General features: G+C 72.7%; 9 protein-coding genes and 1 pseudogene. 6 read left to right on the top strand and 4 right to left on the bottom strand.

The genetic code is table 11. The annotated features are described in order from the left end of the window. The first annotated feature begins 498 nt into the window (after positions 1–498). The gene (locus OG410_RS04985; protein WP_329297996.1) at positions 499–741 is read left to right on the top strand and encodes a hypothetical protein; all 243 of its coding nucleotides are present in this window, start codon (positions 499–501) and stop codon (positions 739–741) included. A 61-nt stretch (positions 742–802) separates the two neighbouring features. On the opposite strand, the pseudogene OG410_RS04980 reads toward OG410_RS04985, so the two are convergent. The 3 genes and pseudogenes from OG410_RS04980 to OG410_RS04970 form a co-directional block, all read right to left on the bottom strand. Continuing rightward, positions 803–1,464: pseudogene (locus tag OG410_RS04980) on the bottom strand (IS110 family transposase); the annotation flags it as partial. A 15-nt stretch (positions 1,465–1,479) separates the two neighbouring features. Continuing rightward, on the bottom strand, positions 1,480–3,138 hold the full coding sequence (locus OG410_RS04975; RefSeq protein WP_329297995.1) for an isovaleryl-CoA dehydrogenase: 1,659 nt from the start codon (positions 3,136–3,138) through the stop codon (positions 1,480–1,482). 229 nt (positions 3,139–3,367) lie between these two features. Further along, a complete protein-coding gene (locus OG410_RS04970; RefSeq protein WP_329297994.1) occupies positions 3,368–4,000 on the bottom strand; it encodes a TetR/AcrR family transcriptional regulator in 633 nt (210 codons plus the stop codon). 78 nt (positions 4,001–4,078) lie between these two features. On the opposite strand from OG410_RS04970, the gene OG410_RS04965 reads away from it, so the two are divergent. From OG410_RS04965 to OG410_RS04945, 5 genes are all read left to right on the top strand, one after another. Continuing rightward, positions 4,079–4,681: a TetR/AcrR family transcriptional regulator gene (locus tag OG410_RS04965; RefSeq protein WP_329297993.1), complete on the top strand. Its 603-nt coding sequence runs from the start codon at positions 4,079–4,081 to the stop codon at positions 4,679–4,681. Positions 4,682–5,253: 572 nt separating this feature from the next. Then, the gene (locus OG410_RS04960; protein ID WP_329297992.1) at positions 5,254–7,530 is read left to right on the top strand and encodes a serine/threonine-protein kinase; all 2,277 of its coding nucleotides are present in this window, start codon (positions 5,254–5,256) and stop codon (positions 7,528–7,530) included. Between the two features lie 163 nt (positions 7,531–7,693). Then, the gene (locus OG410_RS04955) at positions 7,694–8,101 is read left to right on the top strand and encodes a YciI family protein (protein ID WP_328458672.1); all 408 of its coding nucleotides are present in this window, start codon (positions 7,694–7,696) and stop codon (positions 8,099–8,101) included. 8 nt (positions 8,102–8,109) lie between these two features. Beyond that, entirely contained in the window at positions 8,110–9,255 is a 1,146-nt protein-coding gene (locus OG410_RS04950; protein ID WP_329304020.1) for an RNA polymerase sigma factor, read from the top strand. A gap of 76 nt (positions 9,256–9,331) precedes the next feature. Then, a complete protein-coding gene (locus OG410_RS04945) occupies positions 9,332–10,897 on the top strand; it encodes a phytoene desaturase family protein (protein WP_329297991.1) in 1,566 nt (521 codons plus the stop codon). A gap of 155 nt (positions 10,898–11,052) precedes the next feature. On the opposite strand, the gene OG410_RS04940 is transcribed toward OG410_RS04945, so the two are convergent. After that, positions 11,053–12,858, bottom strand: coding sequence for a serine hydrolase (locus OG410_RS04940; protein ID WP_329297990.1), 1,806 nt, complete (start codon positions 12,856–12,858; stop codon positions 11,053–11,055). Positions 12,859–12,915 lie beyond the last annotated feature (57 nt).

Below are 12,915 nucleotides of genomic sequence, written 5' to 3'. Positions count from 1 at the left end.
GGCCGTAGCGGACATAGGTCGCGAGTCCGTTACGCATATGCATCTTGGGCATGCCTTGATCATTGGCAAGCCGGGACGTTACTCCGGCTCCGTATACGAGCGGTGACCTCCTGGTCTCACTCGGCCAGTTAGATGTATGAGGTGCGCCATGTATCTCGCCAAGAGGAATCATGGAGCCAAAGGTGAGGATGCAAGTTGTCTATGGAAAAGTAGGCATACTGGCAAATTTGCCTTAGAATCAAATGGGTGATCCCTTCGGCGTGTCGTCCGAAAATATACGTTCCCAATACACTCCATCGCCCTCCGTGACTACCGAGTTCGCATATGGCTGTAACTTCCCCGACTCTTCGCGTCCGGCCCGTCACCCACTTCTGCCGTGGTGACGGCCGTACGACTGTTTCAGCGGGCCAGGGTGACGGTGATGGACCGGTCGGGGCAGGCATAGACCGCCGGATCGCCGGTATCTCCTGGCCGGCCCATCTCAAGCCCGGGACACTCTTGTTTTGCACCTGGCGGCGAGGTGGCAGGGAACTGGAGTTCGCCACAAGGGTCCTGCAACGTCAGATCAGGGCGGACGGCAATCTGCTCACGCACGAGTACGACCTGCGGGTCCTCACCCGTGCCGGCCTTGGCGCCGTGGGCATAGGCGGACTGCCGCACAAGCACCTGGTGATCGGCACCCTGAGAGTGCTCGGCCACCTCGATGAATACGGCCGGCGCGGCTGGCCGAGGAAGACCTGATCTGGAACGTTCTCGAAGAGGCCAAGGCGCAGCGGCACCCAGTGATTCCTAATGCTGGTTGTCAAGCCGCGTAAGCGGTGGGAGGCGCGGCCTCGTAGGTCCGTCCGTCGCGTAGAAGTGCCCCAAGGACGTTGACGCGGCGGCGGGCCAGGGCGAGGACGGCCTGGATGTGACGCTTGCCATCGGAGCGTTTGCGGTCGTAGAACCGGCGGGACTCCTCGCGGTGGCGGATGCTGAACAACGCCGAGATGCAGAAGACTCGTTGGAGTCGGCGGTTGTAGCGGCGCGGGCGGCGGAGGCTACCGCTGATCTTGCCGGAGTCGCGGGGCGCGGGAGCAACGCCGCCGAAGCCGGCCAGGCGGTCAGGAGTGCCGAAGAGACTCATGTCTCCGCCGGTCGCGGCCAGGAACTCGGCGCCGAGGATCACGCCCAGGCCCGGCATGCGGTCTCGTCGCCGATGCGTAAGAGGTGCAGGTCGCGGCGGATGCGGGTCTGGTCGGCGATGACGGCGGCGTCTTTGGCGTCGGTCTTGCCTTCGCCGCGGTAGCTCTCGGAGGCGCGGTGGATGGCCCGGCCGGAGATGTAGTGCACCGGCTGGTCGTGGTCGGACAGGATCGTGATGGCCAGGGCGGCGCCGCCGTCGGCCAGGTCGATGCCCCAGGTCACCTCGTCGCCCAGGGCCAGGACATCGGTGAGTAGTTCGAGGATTTCGGGTTCGTCGTCCGGCCCCGGCGGCCGTCAGGCCGGAAGCCGGTTCAGCACCCCCGCGAAATCCGCCCCCGGCGGCAGCGTTCCGAACGCCAGCCCCCGGTCTCCGGCCAGCCGTGACGCGCAGAAGGCGTCGGCCACCGCGGGCGGTGCGTGGCGGACGAGCAGGGATGCCTGGAGGACGAGGGCGGCCCGTTCGGCGACCCGGCGCGCGCGCAGGGGCGCGTCCTCCGTGAGGACGAGCTCGCCCCGCAGCTCCCGCCAGGCGGCGTCGAATCGTGCGTCGGCGCCGGTCGCCGCCTCGATCTCCGCGCGGAACGCCTCCAGCGAGTCGGGCTCCCGCGTGAGGGCGCGCAGCATGTCGAGGGCGCTGACGTTGCCGGAGCCCTCCCAGATGCTGTTGAGCGGGGCCTCGCGGTACAGCCGGGGCATGCCGGACGCCTCGTCGTAGCCGTTGCCGCCGAGGCATTCGAGGGCCTCGGCGACGGCGGCGGGCTGGCGCTTGCACACCCAGTACTTTCCGACGGCCGTGGCCAGGCGCAGGAAGGCGCGCTCCCGGCCGTCGCCGCGCTGGGCCCGGTCCGCGGCGCCGGCCAGCCGCAGGGCGAGGGTGGTCGCGGCCTCCGACTCCAGTGCCAGATCGGCGAGGACGTTGCGCATGAGCGGCTGGTCGATCAGCTTGGCGCCGAACACGGAGCGGTGACGGGCGTGATGGGCGGCCTGGGCGAGGGCCGCGCGGGTACCGGCGGCGGAGCCGAGCACACAGTCCAGGCGGGTCATGGTCACCATCTCGATGATGGTGCGCACGCCCTTGCCCTCGGCGCCGACGAGCCAGGCCACGGTGTCGTCGAACTCGGGCTCGCTGCTGGCGTTGGAGCGGTTGCCGAGCTTGTCCTTGAGCCGCTGGACGCGGAAGGTGTTGCGGCTGCCGTCGGGCAGCACCCGCGGGACCAGGAAGCAGGAGAGCCCGCCGGGTGCCTGCGCGAGGACGAGGAACAGGTCGTTCATGGGGGCGCTGGTGAACCACTTGTGCCCGCGCAGCCGCCAGGTGCCGTCGCTCTGCCCGGTCGCGGTGGTGGTGTTGGCGCGTACGTCGCTGCCGCCCTGCTTCTCGGTCATGCCCATCCCGGCGAGCAGGCCGGGCTTCTCGGCCGGGGTGCGCAGTCCGGGTTCGTAGACGCGGCTGGTGAGCAGGGGCTCGTAGGTCTTGGCGAGCTCGGGGGAGTGGCGCAGGGCGGGGACCACCGCGTACGTCATGGAGACGGGGCACAGATGGCCGGCCTCCAGCGTCGTGGCCAGCATGAAGCCCGCTGCCCGGGCGACATGGGCGCCGGAACGGTTGTCGGCCCAGGCGGCGCCGGCGAGGCCCGCGCTCACGGAGGCGTCCATCAGCGAGTGGTACGCGGGGTGGAACTCGACCTCGTCCACGCGGTGGCCGTAGCGGTCGTGGGTGCGCAGTTCCGGCTCGTGACGGTTGGCCTGGTCGGCCCAGGTCTGGGCCTCGGCGCTGCCGACGTACCGGCCGAACCGGTGGAGGTCCTCGAGGTGCCAGGAAGCCCCCTCGCGGTTCACGCCTTCGAGCAGCACGGGGTCTGCCGCGGCGTCGTGACCTGTCAACGGCGGTGGCTGGTTGGTCACTTCGTGCGTCACGGCGGTGGGACGGCTGTGCGCCGTGGTGGTCACGGACATACGGAACCTCCGGTGTGCGGGTCGGCGGGGACGGACGGGGAAGCGGTGCGAGGGACTGCCGGCAGGACCGTTTTGGAACCGCGCCCGGTCCCGGCTCCGCCCTCGGCTGACGGACCGCGCCGGTCCCGGCTCCGCCTTCGGCTGACGGACCCGCCGGTCCCGGCTCCGCCCTCGCTTGACGGACCGTGCCGGTCGCGGCACTGCCCTCCGGTCGGCGGGGCGCCCGGCCCTAAGGTTCGCCGGACAGGCTCCGGGCGGCGGCGGGGGCGCCCGCGCACCGCAGGGCCATGGCGGTGAGCTCCGCGAGGAGCTCGTCGGCGGTGTGCTCGGACGGGGCGCCGAGCGGGTCCACGAGAACCTCACCGATCGCGCCGGTGAGCGCCGCGGCGGTGATCGCGCCGTTCTGGGCGGGGAGCAGACCCGCCGCCATGCCCTGGTGCACCACCGTGGCGAACAACGCGCGGTAGCGGCGCCGGAATTCAAGGCGTTCGGCGCCCACCGCGGCCTCGGCAGGTGCGGCGAGCAGGGCGTAGGCCAGACCACGGTTCTCCAGGGCCCTGCGCGCGAACACCTCGATCCCGCGGGCGAGTCGCTCGACAGGGTCGCCCTCGCCGTCCAGTACCGCGCCGAGCACCTCCACCTCCCGTCCGGCGGCGCGCCGGAACACCTCCACGGCGAGTGCCGCCTTGGAGGGGAAGTGCTGGTACACCGAGCCGGCCGAGATTCCCGCCGAGCCGGCGACCGCGGTCACCGAGGCCTGCGCCCAGCCCACCTCGGCGACGACCGCCGTCGCGCAGGCGACGAGGTGCTCTCGGGCGGCTTCCAGCCGGCGGACCTCGGAAGGCGTCTTGCGGTAGGGCATGAAAGAAGTGAACCACCATTCAGAACTTCATGCCAGAGCCGGTACGGCCCGGAGAGGCGCGTCGACTAGGGTCGCGGCATGGCGGAACAGCGGGTGGAGCGCGAGCGGAGGGGGCCGGGACGGCCGCGGCAGGAACACGTCACCGCGGCGGTGCTGGACGCCGTCGTGGCACTGGTCACGGAGAGCGGCATGGGCGCGCTCACCATGGACGCCGTCGCGGCCCGCGCCGGGGTCAGCAAGCCGGCGATGTACCGGCGCTGGCCCACCAAGCAGGACCTCGTCATCGCCGCCGCCGAGTCGCGGATCGGGTCGCTGAGCGTGCCGGACATGGGTGACTTCCGCGCCGAGCTGCGGGCCGTCCTGACGGCGCGCATGGAGGCGTACCGGCAGCCCGGCGTCGCCCGCCTGCTCGCCGGGATGATCGGCACCGCCGCCGAGGCGGATGCCGAGCCCGCCGCCTACCGCGCCTACACGGCCCGGGTGATGAGCGAGACGCGGCACCTGCTGGAACGCGGTGTCGCCCGTGGCGAGGTACGGCCCGACATCGATCCGGGGGACGCCGCGACCCTCGTGGCGGCCCCACTGGTCTTCCGGATGATCGCGGAACAGCGACTGCCCGACGCGGCGCTCGTCGACTCGATGGTGGACATGATCGGCCGGGCGGTGGCCACCCGGCCGTGACGCCCGGCGGCTGACCGGCCGCCTCGCGTACATGCCTCCGCGCGTACGTGCCTGCTCCCGTACCTGCGACGCGCCGGTTCACCGCGTACGCCGCGCAGCGCAGGACATCCGCGCTGCCCGGCATCTTCGTCTCGGCCCTGCGCGGCTGATCCGGCCGTCCGTCGGCGGTGCCGTGACGGCGTCGGCACGACCGGCACCGCGTGCCGGGACCCCGGCGGCCTCCTCGCGCGCCCGCCGGTCCACCCACCGCGGCCACCGGCGTGCACGCCACCCGGGCAGCGCGCGGCCGGGGTCGTGCGCGCCGCCCTGTCGTCGTGCGCCCACGCGCTGTGCGGCAGGGCCGCACCACCGCACGCCGCCGCGTTTCGGAACCGTGTGTCATGGGCACCACGGCACGCCGTGTCCCCGCGCGCCCGCGCCGGCGACTCCCGCCCGGAGACATTCTCCCGGCCGTGTCACGGCTCGGACCCGGCTCGCCTCCGGCGCCGTACAAAGTGGGCAGACGGCTCGTCATACTGGACGAGGCCGGGGGCGGGCTCGGGGCCGAGCAGTGACGGGGGCGATCACACGAGATGGCGGAGAGCAGGCTGATCCAGGGCCGGTACCGGCTCCTCGATCCGATCGGGCGCGGCGGCATGGGCGAGGTGTGGCGGGCGCGGGACGAGTCGCTGGGCCGCCAGGTGGCCGTCAAGTGCCTGAAGCCGCTCGGCCCGCACCACGACCCGTCCTTCACCCGCGTCCTGCGTGAACGCTTCCGGCGCGAGGCCAGGGTCGCGGCGGCTCTGCAGCACCGCGGAGTGACCGTCGTCCACGACTTCGGCGAGTCCGACGGGGTGCTGTACCTGGTGATGGAACTGCTGGAGGGACACAACCTCGGCCAGTTGCTGGAGGAGAACCGGCAGCCGCTCGCGGTCGACGAAGTCGTCGACATCGCCGACCAGGTGACCGCCGCGCTCGCCTACACCCACCAGCAGAGCATCGTGCACCGTGACCTGAAGCCGGCGAACATCATGCGGCTGACGGACGGCACCGTGAAGATCTGCGACTTCGGCATCGCCCGGCTCGGCCACGACATAGGGTTCACCTCGCGGCTCACCGGCACCGGCGTCGCGATGGGCACCCCGCACTACATGTCGCCGGAACAGATCAGCGGCTCGGAGGTCGACCAGCGCAGCGACCTCTACTCCTTCGGGTGCGTGCTCTACGAGATCGCCACCGGAGCCCCGCCGTTCGACCTCGGCGACGCCTGGGCCATCCTCGTCGGCCACCGCGACACCGTGCCCGAGCCGCCCCGCAGCCACCGGGCCGACATCCCCGAGTACCTGGAGCGGATCATCCTCGACCTGCTCGCCAAACAGCCCGAGCAGCGCCCGCAGGACGCCCGCGAACTCGCCCGCCGCATCACCGCCGGGCGCACCACGCCGATGTACGTGCCGACCATGGTCGCCCCGGCCCCGCCGCACCCTGCCCCCGAACGGCACGCCACGGCACCGCGGTTCCCGTCCCCGCCCGATGGAGGGCCCTCCCGCGCACCCCGGCTGCCGTCCTGGACCCAGGGCATGACCACCGGCCACAAGGCCACCGGCGCGGGATGGCGCGGCACCCCGCCCGACGCCTCCGCCGGACTCACCGGCGAGTGGACCGCCCGCCCCTCCACCGTCGTCCCGCCCCTCCCCGGTCGCGGCGAACGACCCGCTCCCGCGGCGGAGCCGGTCACCGCGCTGGCCGGGCGGCACAACACCGGACTGAGCCTCGGACGGCTCGGCCGGTGGACCGAGGCGGGCGAGGTGCACCGCTCGGTCGCCGCCGAACGGGAGCGACTGCTCGGGCCCGACCACCCGGACACGCTCGCCAGCCGGTACGAGGTCGGCTTCACCCTCAGCCGCACCGGGCACCCCGGCGAAGCGCTCGGCGAGTACGCGCATGTCGCCCAGGCCAGAGAGCGGGTGTTCGGCGTCGACCACCCCGACACCTTGGCCGCGAGACAGGAAATGGCCTATGTGCTGGGCCAGTTGGGACGCCACGTCGAGGCGCACCAGGCCTACACGTCGGTCCTCGCCGCCCGCGAGCGCGCGATGGGCCCCGATCATCCCGACACCCTGCGCTGCCGCCACAACCTGGCCTTCAACCTCAGCAGGCTCGGACGCCTGGAGGACTCGTACCGGATGGCGGCCGAGGTCGCCGCGGCCCGGGCCCGGGTGCTCGGCCCGGCCCACCCGGACACGCTCGTCACCCGCTACGAAGTCGCCTACGCACTCGGCCAGTTGGGGCGCTGGCCCGAGGCGCTGCACACCTATCAGGAGGTGGCGGCGGCTCGTGCGGGGGCGCTCGGCCCCGACCACGAGGACACCCTCGCCGCCCGCTACGAGGTGGGCATCAGCCTGGGCAGACTCGGCCGCAGCGCGCAGGCGCTGGAGCTGTACCGCTCACTCGTCGCCGACCGCACCCGCGCCCAGGGCGCCTCCCATCCCGAGACCCTGCGCGCCCGGCACGGACTCGGCGTGAACCTCGGCCGGCTGGGCCGCTGGGAGGAGGCCCTCACCGAGGCCCGTGACGTGTGCGCCATCCGTGAGCGCGCTCTCGGGGCCGGCCACCCCGACACCCTCGTCAGCCGCCGCGAGGTCGCCGTCGGACTCGGCTGGCTCGGGCGCTGGGCCGACGCCCTCACCGAGTACCGGCGTGTCGCGTCCGCCCGCGAGCGGGTGCTCGGGGCCGACCATCCCGACACCCTCGCGAGCCGCACCGACGAGGCGCACTGCCTGGAGCAGCTCGGGCGCGGACAGGAAGCGGCGGAGCTGTACCGCAGGGTGGCCGCACTGCGGCAGCGGCGGGCGGCCACGGGGCGCTGACCGCCCGATCGGGTGCGGCGGCCGTCCTCCGGAAGGGCCGCTGACCCCCGTTCCTCCACGAGAGCCGAAAAATCTTGGCCGGCGATGTCGAGAACCCGTGGCCCGCTCCGTCCCAGCAGTGAAGGCGACCACAATGGGTCGCACCAGTACGGAGGAGATCACGATGGCCAAGTACCTGCTGCTCAAGCACTACCGGGGCGCCCCGGCCGCGGTCAACGACGTACCCATGGACCAGTGGAAGCCGGAGGAGATCACGGCCCACGTGCAGTACATGAACGACTTCGCGGCCCGGCTGGAGAAGACCGGCGAGTTCGTCGACGGCCAGGCGCTCGCCCCCGAGGGCCAGTGGGTCCGGTACGACGGCGAGGGCCGCCCGCCGGTCACCGACGGCCCGTTCGCCGAGACCAAGGACCTCATCGCCGGCTGGATGGTGATCGACGTCGACAGCCCCGAGCGCGCCGTCGAGCTGGCCGGGGAACTGTCGGCCGCCCCCGGCGCGGGCGGCGAACCGATCCACGAGTGGCTCGAGGTGCGTCCGTTCCTGACCGCCCACCACAAGGTCACGGAGTGACCCCACCCCTGGACGAGGCCCTGCTCCGGAGCCTCACACCGAGTGTGCTGGCCGTCCTCGTCCGCCGCGGAGCCGACTTCGCGGCGGCCGAGGACGCCGTGCAGGACGCGCTCGTCGAGGCCGTCCGTGTCTGGCCGGACGACGAGCCGCGCGACCCCAAGGGCTGGCTGGTCACCGTGGCCTGGCGCCGCTTCCTCGACGCGACCCGGGCGGACACCGCCCGCCGCCGGCGCGAGGACCTCGTCGACGAGGAGCCGGCGCCGGGACCCGCGTCCGCGGTGGACGACACGCTCCAGCTCTACTTCCTGTGCGCCCATCCCTCGCTCACACCGTCCTCCGCGGTCGCGCTCACCCTGCGCGCCGTCGGCGGGCTCACCACCCGCCAGATCGCCCAGGCCTATCTGGTGCCCGAGGCGACCATGGCGCAGCGCATCAGCCGTGCCAAGCGCACCGTCTCCGGCGTGCGCTTCGACCGGAACGGTGACGTCGCCACCGTGCTGCGCGTCCTCTACCTGGTCTTCAACGAGGGCTACTCCGGCGATGTCGACCTCGTCGCCGAGGCCATCCGGCTCACCCGCCGGCTCGCGGCCCAGGTCGACCACCCCGAGGTGGCGGGGCTGCTCGCCCTCATGCTGCTCCACCACGCCCGGCGCGCCGCCCGGACCGCGCCCGACGGCAGTCTGGTGCCGCTGGCCGAGCAGGACCGCGGCCGGTGGGACACCCGGGTCATCGCCGAGGGCGTCGCGATCCTCCAGGCGGCCCTCGCCCGCGACCGGCTGGGCGAGTTCCAGGCCCAGGCCGCCATCGCGGCACTCCACGCCGACGCCCTCACCGCCGAGGAGACCGACTGGGTCCAGATCGTCGAGTGGTACGACGAGCTGGCGCGCCTGACCGACAGCCCCGTCGTCCGGCTCAACCGCGCGGTGGCCGTAGGCGAGGCCGACGGACCGCGTGCAGGACTCGCCGCGCTCGCGGAGCTGGACGATTCCCTGCCCCGCCACACCGCGGTGGCCGCGTACCTCCACGAGCGCGACGGTGACCTGGTGAAGGCGGCACGGCTGTACGCGGAGGCGGCGCGCAAGGCACCCGACCTGGCCGAGCGGGACCATCTGACACGCCAGGCCGCCCGCCTCAACACCCTTCGGCCGCGCTGACGGACCCCGCCGTACGGGTGCCGCCGCTTGCCGCGCACCCCTGGCCGACGTAGATCATCACGTGCTACGAAGAGGCATGCCTGTACACGAGGGATATGACGCCGTGATCGTCGGCGGAGGCCACAACGGACTGGTCGCCGCCGCCTATCTGGCGCGGGCCGGGCGGTCCGTGCTGGTGCTGGAGCGCCTGGGGAACACCGGTGGCGCCGCCGTGTCCACCCGGCCGTTCGCCGGGGTCGACGCGCGGCTGTCGCGCTACTCGTACCTGGTCAGCCTGCTGCCCCGGAAGATCGTGCGGGACCTGGGTCTCGACTTCCGGGTCCGGGGCCGGACGGTCTCCTCGTACACCCCCGTCGAGCGCGACGGACGGCCCACCGGACTGCTCGTCGGCGGCGGCGAGCGGCGCACCCGCGAGGCGTTCGCCCGGCTGACGGGTTCGGACCGCGAGTACGAGGCGTGGCAGCGCTTCTACGGGATGACCGGCCGCGTCGCGAAGAACGTGTTCCCGACGCTCACCGAACCGCTGCCCACCCGCGAGGAGTTGAGGGCGCGCGTCGACGACGAGGAGGCCTGGAGGATCCTGTTCGAGGAGCCGGTCGGCACGGCCGTCGAGGAATACTTCGCCGACGACCTCGTGCGCGGAGTCGTCCTCACCGACGCCCTCATCGGCACCTTCGCCGACGCCCACGACCCGTCACTGCGGCAGAACCGCTGCTTCCTCTACCACGTGATCGGCGGCGGCACGGGAGCCTGGGACGTGCCCGTCGGCGGGATGGGCGCCCTCACCGACGCGATCACCGGCGCCGCACGCGCCGCGGGCGCCGTGATCACCACCGGCCACGAGGTGCTGCGGATCGACACGGACGGCGAGTCCGCCGAGGTCACCTACCGGACGGCCGACGGCGAGGGAGTCGTAGCGGCCCGTCACGTCCTGGTGAACGCCTCGCCGCAGGAGCTCGCGCACCTCACCGGAGACGAGCCGCCCACTCCCGCCGAGGGCGCCCAGCTCAAGGTGAACATGCTGCTCAAGCGGCTGCCGAGGCTCCGCGACACCTCCGTCGACCCGCGCGAGGCATTCTCCGGGACCTTCCACATCGCGGAGGGCTACGAGCAGCTCGCGGCCGCCCACGCGCAGGCCGCGGCCGGTGAGCTGCCCGCCGCGCCGCCCTCCGAGATCTACTGCCACTCGCTCACCGATCCCAGCATCCTCGGCCGGGACCTGGTCGAGCGGGGATACCAGACCCTCACGCTCTTCGGTCTCCACACGCCGGCCCGGCTCTTCGAGCGGGACAACGACGCCGTACGCGAGGAGTTGCTGAAGTCGACGCTGGCCCAGCTCGACGCGCACCTCGCCGAGCCGCTCGCCGACTGTCTGGCCACCGACGCGGACGGCCGCCCGTGCATCGAGGCGAAGACCCCGCTCGACCTGGAACGGGACCTGCGCCTGCCGGGCGGCAACATCTTCCACCGCGACCTCGCCTTCCCCTACACGCAGGAGGGCACGGGCCGCTGGGGCGTGGAGACCCGGCACGCGAACGTGCTGCTGTGCGGGGCGGGCGCGGTACGCGGCGGCGGGGTGAGCGGGGTGCCGGGCCACAACGCCGCGAAGGCCGTACTGGAGTCACTGGGCCGGGAAGCCTAGGCCGGAGCCGCGCCGCCCTCGCGCTTGCGCGGTGCCGGGGCGAGCGGCTGAGGGCGGTGGTACGCGGGCAGGGTGCGCCCAGCCGGTCGGTCGGGCGCTCCGGCCGACTGCTCGGGCGCCCCTGCCGGGGCCGGGCGCGTCCCGCCGCTCTGCCGTCAGTCCCGGGACGGTGACCAGCCCGCCGCCGCGACGCGCGCCGCGTCCGCGGGCCGGGACTCGTCGAAGGCGACGCGGTCACCCGTCTCGACCCGCAGCGCGCCGACGTACGCGCCGCGGCCGACGTACAGCCGGTCGGTGGTGTACCGCCAGCGCAGTGTGAGAGCCGCCGCGCTCGGCAGGCCGGCGCCGAGCCGGTGCCATGTGCGCCCCGACCAGCCGGTGGCCGTGCCCGCCGGATGGTCCTCCGGGTCCTCGGGCCGCCGCCGGGTCGTGAAGGGGACCGGCTGCCAGGTCGTGCCGCCGTCGGTGGAGGACTCCAGGAACAGGACGTCCGACCGGGGTTCGGTGTCCCACCACAGCGCGCAGCGAAACCGCGCCGGACCGGCGGTGGTGTCGAGCGCGGGCAGTGTCAGGGTCGCCGTCGACGAGCTCGCCATTCCGGAGAACCACGAGGTACGCCCGTGCGCCGGACGCACCGCGACGGCTCGCGCGAGACGGTTTCCGGCGGCGACCCGGGGAGCGGATCCGGATCGCCACGTGCGCACGGGATGAACGGAGTTGCCGAGGACGATCAGGAAGGAGTCGGTCGTCGGGTCGAGCACGAGCGAGGTGCCGGTGAAGCCGGTGTGGCCGGCGGTGCGCGGTGTCGCCATCGCGCCCATGTACCAGTGCTGGTAGAGCTCGAAGCCGAGGCCGTGCTCGTCGCCCGGGAAAGCGGTGTTGAAGTCGGTGAACATCAGGTCCACCGACTCCGGCCGCAGGATGCGCGCCCTGCCGTAGGCGCCGCCGTTCAGCAGCGTACGGCCGAGGACCGCCAAATCCCAGGCGGAGGAGAAGACCCCGGCGTGACCGGCGACCCCGCCCAGGGAGTACGCGTTCTCGTCGTGGACCTCACCCCACACGAGTCCCCGGTCCAGTCCCGACCAGGGCGCCCGGGCGTCCTCGGTGGCGGCGATCCGCGGCTTCCACGAGGCGGGCGGGTTGTAGCGGGTGGCGCCCATGCCGAGGGGGCCGGTGATCTCGTCGCGCAGCAGGGTGTCGAGGCTCCTGCCGGTGATCCGCTCCAGGACGAGCTGGAGCGAGATCAGGTTCAGGTCGGAGTAGAGGTAGGCGCTGCCGGGCCGGGAGACGGGCTTCTCGTCCCAGATGAGCTGGAGCTTCCCCTCGCGGGTCGGAGCCTTGTACAGCGGGATCCAGGAGCGGAACCCGGAGGTGTGTGTGAGCAGTTGACGGATGGTCACGTCCTGCTTGCCGCCGCCCGCGAACTCCGGGAGGTACGAGGCGACGGAGGCCTCCAGTTCCAGGGCGCCGCGCTCCAGCTGCTGCACCGCGAGGATCGAGGTGAACAGCTTGGACACGGAAGCGAGGTCGTAGACCGTGTCGCTCGACGCCGGGATCTGGCGGTCGGCGGGGAACTCCACGCCGGTGTCCGTCTTCTCGTCGTACGCCGCGTAGCGCACGGCCTTGCCGATCGGTTCGTGCAGGGCCACGATGCCGCCCCGGCCCGCGAGCAGTACGGCACCGGCGTACCAGGGGTGTCGGGGAGAGGGCGCGAGGAACGTCTGTGCGTCCGCCACGAGTTGGCGAAGATGGCCGGCGAGCAGCCCGGCCTGCCGGGGTGTGCCGTGCTGGAGCGTCCGGTGGCCGTTCCCCGTCGAGGCCGCCGCCGGGCCCGCGGGGAAGGGGGCGAGGGCCACCGCCCCGCCCATCGCCAGTACGCCCCGGCCCAACTGACGACGGGTCAGCCCGTCGCGCGCTCTGTCCTGTGTGTCTTTCGCCGGGTCCTTCGCGCCTTCGGTCATCGGGAAGCCTCTCGCTCGCGTCACCTGAAAGTATCTTTCCGGGTCTGCTGTGCCGAG

It is taken from the genome of Streptomyces sp. NBC_00659 (genome assembly GCF_036226925.1).
In the GTDB taxonomy this organism is placed as follows: Bacteria; Actinomycetota; Actinomycetes; order Streptomycetales; family Streptomycetaceae; genus Streptomyces.
Note: the sequence above shows the minus strand (reverse complement) of the source record. Positions and strands in the feature narration are given on the sequence as shown.

Bases quoted from the DNA above. Each gene is read 5' to 3' on its own strand.
- OG410_RS04960 (WP_329297992.1), top strand. From the start codon at position 5,254: ATGGCGGAGAGCAGGCTGATCCAGGGCCGGTACCGGCTCCTCGATCCG.
- OG410_RS04970 (WP_329297994.1), bottom strand. From the start codon at position 4,000: ATGCCCTACCGCAAGACGCCTTCCGAGGTCCGCCGGCTGGAAGCCGCC.
- OG410_RS04945 (WP_329297991.1), top strand. From the start codon at position 9,332: ATGCCTGTACACGAGGGATATGACGCCGTGATCGTCGGCGGAGGCCAC.
- OG410_RS04975 (WP_329297995.1), bottom strand. From the start codon at position 3,138: ATGTCCGTGACCACCACGGCGCACAGCCGTCCCACCGCCGTGACGCAC.
- OG410_RS04955 (WP_328458672.1), top strand. From the start codon at position 7,694: ATGGCCAAGTACCTGCTGCTCAAGCACTACCGGGGCGCCCCGGCCGCG.
- OG410_RS04940 (WP_329297990.1), bottom strand. From the start codon at position 12,858: ATGACCGAAGGCGCGAAGGACCCGGCGAAAGACACACAGGACAGAGCG.
- OG410_RS04965 (WP_329297993.1), top strand. From the start codon at position 4,079: ATGGCGGAACAGCGGGTGGAGCGCGAGCGGAGGGGGCCGGGACGGCCG.